The organism is Dietzia sp. DQ11-38-2, from assembly GCF_014145055.1.
In the GTDB taxonomy this organism is placed as follows: Bacteria; Actinomycetota; Actinomycetes; order Mycobacteriales; family Mycobacteriaceae; genus Dietzia.
The window spans coordinates 1-6,938 of record NZ_JAALDW010000146.1; the positions used below are offsets into that span (position 1 = coordinate 1).

A 6,938-nucleotide genomic window follows, 5' to 3' on the forward strand; every position below is an offset into this window, starting at 1 on the left:
CCCTCGACCGGCTGGTGGGGATCGTCGGCTACCGCGGGAACGAATCGGGCGCATGAGGCGTTGTACCCCGTGATGCCGAACATCCAGATGACCACGCTGCCCCACCCGGACCACCGGAGCGGCCCCCCGTTGCTCCGGGAGACCCTCGGGACGGTGCTCCGCGGACTGAGGGGCGAGACGGGACGGACCCTGAGGGACGTCGCGGACGCGGCCCGGGTGAGTCCCGGGTACCTCTCCGAGATCGAGCGCGGACGCAAGGAGGCCTCGAGTGAGCTCCTCGCGTCGATCTCGGGCGCTCTCGACGTGTCCCTCGGGGAGATCCTGATCAGGGCCGCCGTCCAGGTCTCGCCCCCGGGCACCGTCCCGGCCCCGGGGACCGTGTCACCGCGGGAACCGGTCCTCGCGGCCTGAATCCCGCCCCGGCAACGCCCGGTGGTCGCTCCCCGGCGTAGTTCGGTACCGTGGTAACGACCCGTCGTCCGAATCGGCAGAAGGACACTACGCAGCGATGGCCAATCCGTTCACCAAGGCATGGCGCTACCTCATGGCGTTGTTCGATTCGAAGATCGACGAGAATGCTGACCCCAAGGTCCAGATCCAGCAGGCGATCTCGGACGCACAGCGCCAGCACCAGCAGCTGTCCCAGCAGGCGGCCGCCGTGATCGGCAACCAGCGGCAGCTGGAGATGAAGCTCAACCGGCAGCTGGCCGACATCGAGAAGCTGCAGGGTTCGACGCGGCAGGCGCTCCAGATGTCCGAGCAGGCCCGCCAGAACGGTGACGCCCAGAAGGCGACCGAGTACGAGAACGCCGCGGAGGCGTTCGCCGCCCAGCTCGTCACCGCCGAGCAGAACGTCGAGGACCTCAAGGGTCTGCACGACCAGTCGCTCCAGGCCGCGGCCCAGGCCAAGAAGGCCGTGGAGCAGAACGCGATGGTCCTCCAGCAGAAGGTGGCCGAGCGGACCAAGCTGCTCAGCCAGCTGGAGCAGGCCAAGATGCAGGAGCAGGTCAGCGCGTCGCTGCAGTCGATGTCCGAGGTCTCCTCCGGAGGAAACACCCCGAATCTCGACCAGGTGCGGGACAAGATCGAGCGGCGGTACGCCAACGCCCTCGGTTCGGCCGAGCTCGCCCAGAACTCCGTTCAGGGCCGGATGCTCGAGGTCGAGCAGGCGTCCACGCAGATGGCCGGGCACAGCCGTCTCGAGCAGATCCGCGCGTCGATGAAGGCGGAGGGTGGCCAACTCGGGCAGGGCACCGGTTCGGCGTCCCAGCTCCCTCAGGGGCAGCCCCAGGCCGCGACGTCGCCGGAGCAGCAGGCGCAGACCGAACAGCAGTGAATCGTGCGAGGACGGGCCGCCGGTGAGGACGCCGGCGGCCCGTCCTCGTCCGTCGTGAAAGGGTGGGCACGTGACTCTGACGGAGTTCAGGGCCCGGACCGTCGAGGCCTTCGGGGACCTGCGAGCCGATCATCTCGTACGTTCCCATCACCTCGGGGCGTTCGACGGACGCACGGCGGAGGAGGCCATCGACGCCGGCGCCCCGGTCAAGCAGGTCTGGTTGGCCCTGTGCGCCGAGTTCGAGGTTCCCGACTCGTTACGTTGACACCCGGGCGGCGTGTCGTTGCCCCTCGAACACGCGTTCGCCTATAGTCGGGGCACGTGATGACGGGAGTGCCCGTCCACAGGGCGCCGTCCCTCCACAGTGAAGGGGTGCCGGGCTCGCGCGAGTCGTTCGTGTCGTACCCGACCCGTAGCGTCCGCGAGAGAGCAGACCACACAGACCATCCGGCACGACACCGGTGGTCGAGCACGAACGGAGAACATCATGGCCCCCAAGAACACCGCCAAGTCGGGAACCCGGACCGGCGTCGCCCCGAATCGGGAGCAGGCACTGGAGCTGGCGCTCGCCCAGATCGACAAGGCCTACGGCAAGGGGTCGGTCATGAGGCTCGGGGACGACACCCGCCCGCCGGTCCAGGTGATCCCCACCGGCGCCCTGTCGCTCGACGTCGCACTCGGAGTCGGCGGGTTCCCCCGCGGGCGCGTCGTGGAGGTCTACGGTCCGGAGTCGTCGGGTAAGACCACCGTCGCACTGCACGCCGTGGCCAATGCGCAGGCCGCCGGTGGTATCGCCGCGTTCATCGACGCGGAGCACGCACTGGATCCCGAGTACGCCCGCAAGCTCGGTGTGGACACGGACAACCTCATCGTCTCCCAGCCGGACACCGGCGAACAGGCGCTCGAGATCGCGGACATGCTGGTCAGGTCCGGATCCATCGACATCCTGGTCGTCGACTCCGTCGCGGCGTTGGTGCCGCGGGCGGAGATCGAGGGCGAGATGGGCGACAGCCACGTGGGACTCCAGGCCCGCCTGATGAGCCAGGCGCTCCGGAAGATGACCGGTGCGCTGCACAACACCAACACCACCGCCATCTTCATCAACCAGCTGCGCGAGAAGATCGGGGTGATGTTCGGCTCGCCCGAGACCACCACCGGCGGTAAGGCGCTCAAGTTCTACGCCTCGGTCCGCCTGGACGTGCGCAGGATCGAGACCCTGAAGGACGGCGCGGATGCGGTGGGTAACCGCACCAAGGTCAAGGTGGTCAAGAACAAGATCGCCCCGCCGTTCAAGATCGCGGAGTTCGACATCCTCTACGGGGAAGGCATCAGCCGCGAGGGATCGCTGATCGACATGGGCGTGGAGAACGGGTTCGTCAAGAAGTCGGGTTCCTGGTTCACCTACGGTGCCGACCAACTGGGGCAGGGCAAAGAGAATGCCCGCCGGTATCTGAAGGAGAACCCCTCGGTTCGCGATGAGATCGAGCGGAAGATTCTCGACAAGCTCAACATCGGGGCCGGTGCGGAGCTCGCGGAGATCGAGGCGGAGGCAGATGAGGACGCACCCATCGACGTGGTGCCTGTCGAGTTCTGATGAGTGTCCGGGAGCCTGATTCCGACGAGCGGGTGCGGCGGATCACATCGGAGCAGCTACGCGCGGCGATCGCCGCGGTGGAGGCCAGGTCGTCAGGGAGCTCGGATCTGCCACCGTTGGCGCCCGAGGCCCACGACGCCGCGACTGCGGCCCTCCGACTCCTGCGCCACCGTCCCCGTAGCGAACACGAACTCCGCGAGAGGCTTCTGGGTAAGGACCACGCGCCGGCCGCCGTGGACGCAGCGCTGGCCAGGGTCCGGGTCTGGGGCCTGGTGGACGACGCCGAATTCGCATCGGAATGGGTCAGAGGCCGCCGACGCCGACGCGGACGGTCGCGTGGCGCCCTCGAGCGGGAGCTCCGCGAGAAGGGTGTCGCCGAGGCCCACATCGCCAGGGCGGTCTCCCACATCGACGAGTGCGACGAGCATGACCACGCCGCCGAGCTGGTGCGGGCGCGGCTCGCGCGCCGGCCGACCGGGTCCCGTCGCGCCGCCGACCTCCAGGGGGAGCGGCGCAGGTTGGTGGCGTTCCTCGGACGTCGGGGTTATCCGACGGGGTTGGCGATGACGGTGGTCGATGCCGAATTGGCGGCCCAGGTGTCGCCCTGAGTACCCTGGCCTGCGTGGATACTCTCGTGACCGACCAGCAGACGACCGCCGGAGACGCCGGTGTCGAGCGTGTCGAGCGTGTGGAGGGGCGCACCTATCAGGTGCGGACCTTCGGATGCCAGATGAACGTCCACGACTCGGAGCGGCTCTCGGGTGTACTCGACGAAGCGGGATACGTCCCGTTCGAGGGCGAGGCGGATCCCGTACGGGGCGCACTGCCGGACCTCGTCGTGTTCAACACCTGCGCCGTCCGTGAGAACGCCGATAACCGCCTCTACGGCACGCTCGGCCATCTGCGACCGTGGAAGGACGCCAACCCGCGGATGCAGATCGCAGTCGGGGGCTGCCTCGCGCAGAAGGACAAGGACGTGGTGGTCTCGCGGGCACCGTGGGTCGACGTCGTCTTCGGCACCCACAACCTCGGTCACCTCCCCACCCTGCTCCAGCGTTCGCGCCACAACGAACGAGCCGAGGTGGAGATAGCCGACTCGCTCCAGCACTTCCCGTCAACCCTCCCCGCGACTCGCGAGTCCGCCTACGCCGGCTGGGTCTCCGTGTCGGTCGGCTGCAACAACACCTGCACCTTCTGCATCGTCCCGTCCCTCCGCGGCAAGGAGGTGGACCGGCGTCCCGGAGAGGTACTCGCAGAGATGCGGGCGCTGGCGGACGAGGGTGTCCTCGAGGTCACCCTGCTGGGTCAGAACGTCAACGCTTACGGGCGCTCGTTCCACGACCCTGCCGAGCCGTCCGACAGGGGAGCCTTCGCGAAGTTGCTGCGCGCTGCCGGTCGGGTCGAGGGAATCGAACGGATCCGGTTCACCTCGCCCCATCCGGCGGAGTTCACCGACGACGTCATCGAGGCGATGGCCGACACCCCCGCCGTGTGCCCACAGCTGCACATGCCCCTGCAATCGGGCTCGGATCGTGTGCTCCGGGCGATGCGGCGGTCGTACAGGTCGGAGCGCTTCCTCGGCATCCTGGACAGGGTGCGTGCCGCGATGCCGCACGCGGCCATCACCACGGACATCATCGTCGGTTTTCCCGGCGAGACCGAAGAGGACTTCCAGGCCACTCTCGACGTCGTCGAGAAAGCACGCTTCACCAGCGCTTTCACGTTCCAGTACTCACCGCGACCGGGGACGCCGGCGGCGACGATGGACGAGCAGATCCCCAAGTCCGTGGTGCAGGAGCGCTACGACAGACTGATCCGGCTCCAGGAGCGGATCACCCTCGAGGAGAACGAGAAGCAGGTCGGTCGTGAGGTCGAGCTGCTCGTCACGGCGGACCAGGGGCGAAAGGACGCCGCGACCGCTCGGATGACCGGCCGGGCCCGCGACGGCCGCCTGGTGCACTTCGCCCCGGTGGGGGAGCACGCCGGGCGGATCCGTCCCGGCGACGTGGTCACCACCCGAGTCACCTCGGCGGCACCACACCACCTGCTCGCCGATGACGGAGTGCTGACCCTGCGGACGACCAGGGCGGGCGACAGGCACGAAGCCGGTGAGAAGCCGGAGACGCCACCGATCGGGGTGGGGCTCGGACTGCCCACCCTGCGGAGGGCCGCCGACACCCCCGACACCACCCCGAAGGGATGCCCCACGTGAACACCGCTGACCGCCCCGACCCGATCGAAGGGATTCTGGAGTCCGGCACCGTCAACTCGGAGCTCCGTCAGAAAGATCGGGTCCTGGGCCACACTCTCGTGATCGGCAAGGCCTATCTGGCGTCGGCTCTCCTGATCGTGCTGCTCGCGGCCGCACTGGTGTTGCCCCACAGTGACGGGGTGCGCGGTCTTGATGTGTTGTTCTTCACCGAAGCGGCCCGGGCCCAGGAGACGTCGCTGCCGTCCCACGTGTTCGTCCTCATCTATTCGGCCGGTGCCATCCTGTTCGGCGCGGTCATGATCATCACCCAGAAGTGGTGGGCGGCGGGGATCGCGTGGGGCGCGAGTTGTGTCGCCGCCGTCTACGGGATGCTCGCGATCTGGCTGCGCCAGTCCGGGCGAGGACCCGACCCGGATTTCCGGGACTTCGGGGCCCCCGGGATCGGGATGTACGTCAGCGTCATCCTGGTGCTGCTGCTGGTGATGACACTGGCGGGCGTGCTGTGGGCGCGGACGCCGGAGCAACGAGAGCTCGAGGACTCGCTGCGCCACCGCGAGTGAACCGGAGCCCCACCGTTCAGGGGGTCCTGCTCACGTCTCCCGCCTCAGAGGCGGGGCTCAACTGACGATCGTCGTGCTCAGCGGGTGTCGACAGCGTTCTCGGCGGCCTCTGCCCACTCCCTCCACTGCGTGGCCTGCGCGCGGGCCTTCTCCGCATCCTTCGACCTGCCCGCGGCTTCGGCCTTCGCCGCCTGCTCTTCGAAATCGTCCACGCGCACCCAGAACTGGGCGGCGCGGGCCTTGGCCTCGGGGTCGGTCCGTCGCCACTCCGCGTCCGCCGCATCGGACACGGACCTCTCCAGCGCCCGGATCCTTCCCTCGAGCTCTCCCATCCGCTCCCGCGGGACCTTGCCGATCTCCTCCCAGCGGGTCTGGAGTTCCCGCAGGGCCGTGCGCGCGGCGGTGAGGTCCTTCTGGGGATCGATCCGGCCCGCGTAGTCGGCGAGCAGCGCCTCTTTCGCATCCGCGTTGCCGGCGAACTCGGCGTCCCTCTCGGCGGCCGCGGCATGGCGGGCGTCGAAGAACGTGTCCTGGGCCGCCTTGAACCGCTTCCACAGCGCGTCATCGGCCTCGCGGGGTGCGCGGCCCGCGGCCTTCCACTCGTCCATGAGCCGCCTGAACGCGGTCGCCGTGTCATTCCAGTCGGTCGAGCCCGAGATCGCCTCGGCGCGCTCGACCAGCTCTTCCTTGACCCGCTTCACCGATGCCCGATTGCGGTCCAGTTCCGCGAAGTGCGAACCCCGGCGACGGTTGAACGCCTCGCGCGCCTTGGAGAAGCGCTTCCACAGGGCGTCGTCGGTCTTGCGATCGATACCTCGGATGGTCTTCCACTCGTCGAGGATCTCCCGCAGGCGATCGCCGGCGGCCTTCCACTGGGTGGAGGACTCCCCGATCTCCTCGGCCTCGACGGCCAGCGCCTCCTTGCGTGCGATCGCGGTCGCGCGTTCCTCCTCCTTACGGTGGCGCGCCTCGGCCTCGACGGCGCCGGACCGTTCGATCACTGTCACCAGCCGGGCCGCGAGGGTGTCGAGATCGCCCACCGCGGCCGCGGTCGGGAGCTGTTCGGCGAGCGTTTCGGCGGACGCGCGCGTCTTGCGCGCGTCCTGCGGGTGAGACTCGAGACGGGCCTCGAGGAGCATGACCTCGGCCACCAGATCGTCGTACCTGAGGCCGAAGTGTGCCAGGCCCTCTTCCGGAGCGCCGGCCTGCCAGGATCCCACCTGCCGCTCTCCGTCG

At 68.8% G+C, this 6,938-nt stretch carries 8 protein-coding genes; 7 read left to right on the forward strand and 1 reads right to left on the reverse strand.

What is annotated here, in order from left to right; genetic code table 11:
- The first annotated feature begins 72 nt into the window (after window positions 1–72).
- The 7 genes from G6026_RS05645 (at window position 73) to G6026_RS05675 (ending at window position 5,702) form a co-directional block, all read left to right on the forward strand.
- The gene (locus G6026_RS05645) at window positions 73–411 is read left to right on the forward strand and encodes a helix-turn-helix transcriptional regulator (RefSeq protein ID WP_107756596.1); all 339 of its coding nucleotides are present in this window, start codon (window positions 73–75) and stop codon (window positions 409–411) included.
- Between the two features lie 97 nt (window positions 412–508).
- Entirely contained in the window at window positions 509–1,336 is an 828-nt protein-coding gene (locus tag G6026_RS05650; RefSeq protein ID WP_107756595.1) for a PspA/IM30 family protein, read from the forward strand.
- A 70-nt stretch (window positions 1,337–1,406) separates the two neighbouring features.
- On the forward strand, window positions 1,407–1,601 hold the full coding sequence (locus G6026_RS05655) for a DUF3046 domain-containing protein (protein ID WP_107756594.1): 195 nt from the start codon (window positions 1,407–1,409) through the stop codon (window positions 1,599–1,601).
- A gap of 222 nt (window positions 1,602–1,823) precedes the next feature.
- Complete coding sequence (recA, locus tag G6026_RS05660) at window positions 1,824–2,930, forward strand: recombinase RecA (RefSeq protein ID WP_017836921.1); 1,107 nt, start codon at window positions 1,824–1,826, stop codon at window positions 2,928–2,930.
- On the forward strand, window positions 2,930–3,538 hold the full coding sequence (locus G6026_RS05665) for a regulatory protein RecX (protein ID WP_182612468.1): 609 nt from the start codon (window positions 2,930–2,932) through the stop codon (window positions 3,536–3,538). Before recA ends, G6026_RS05665 begins: the two co-directional genes overlap by 1 nt.
- 80 nt (window positions 3,539–3,618) lie before the next feature.
- Window positions 3,619–5,142, forward strand: coding sequence for a tRNA (N6-isopentenyl adenosine(37)-C2)-methylthiotransferase MiaB (miaB, locus tag G6026_RS05670; RefSeq protein WP_309230147.1), 1,524 nt, complete (start codon window positions 3,619–3,621; stop codon window positions 5,140–5,142).
- A complete protein-coding gene (locus tag G6026_RS05675; protein ID WP_107756591.1) occupies window positions 5,130–5,702 on the forward strand; it encodes a hypothetical protein in 573 nt (190 codons plus the stop codon). The genes miaB and G6026_RS05675 overlap by 13 nt, the downstream gene beginning before the upstream one ends.
- A 77-nt stretch (window positions 5,703–5,779) precedes the next feature.
- Here G6026_RS05675 and G6026_RS05680 read toward each other — a convergent pair.
- The coding region (locus tag G6026_RS05680; RefSeq protein ID WP_241727956.1) for a DUF349 domain-containing protein at window positions 5,780–6,938 on the reverse strand (1,159 nt) is incomplete at its 5' end.

Excerpts from the sequence above, each read along its gene's own strand:
- G6026_RS05675 (WP_107756591.1), top strand. The coding sequence starts at position 5,130 with ATGCCCCACGTGAACACCGCTGACCGCCCCGACCCGATCGAAGGGATT.
- G6026_RS05650 (WP_107756595.1), top strand. The coding sequence starts at position 509 with ATGGCCAATCCGTTCACCAAGGCATGGCGCTACCTCATGGCGTTGTTC.
- G6026_RS05665 (WP_182612468.1), top strand. The coding sequence starts at position 2,930 with ATGAGTGTCCGGGAGCCTGATTCCGACGAGCGGGTGCGGCGGATCACA.
- G6026_RS05645 (WP_107756596.1), top strand. The coding sequence starts at position 73 with ATGCCGAACATCCAGATGACCACGCTGCCCCACCCGGACCACCGGAGC.
- recA (WP_017836921.1), top strand. The coding sequence starts at position 1,824 with ATGGCCCCCAAGAACACCGCCAAGTCGGGAACCCGGACCGGCGTCGCC.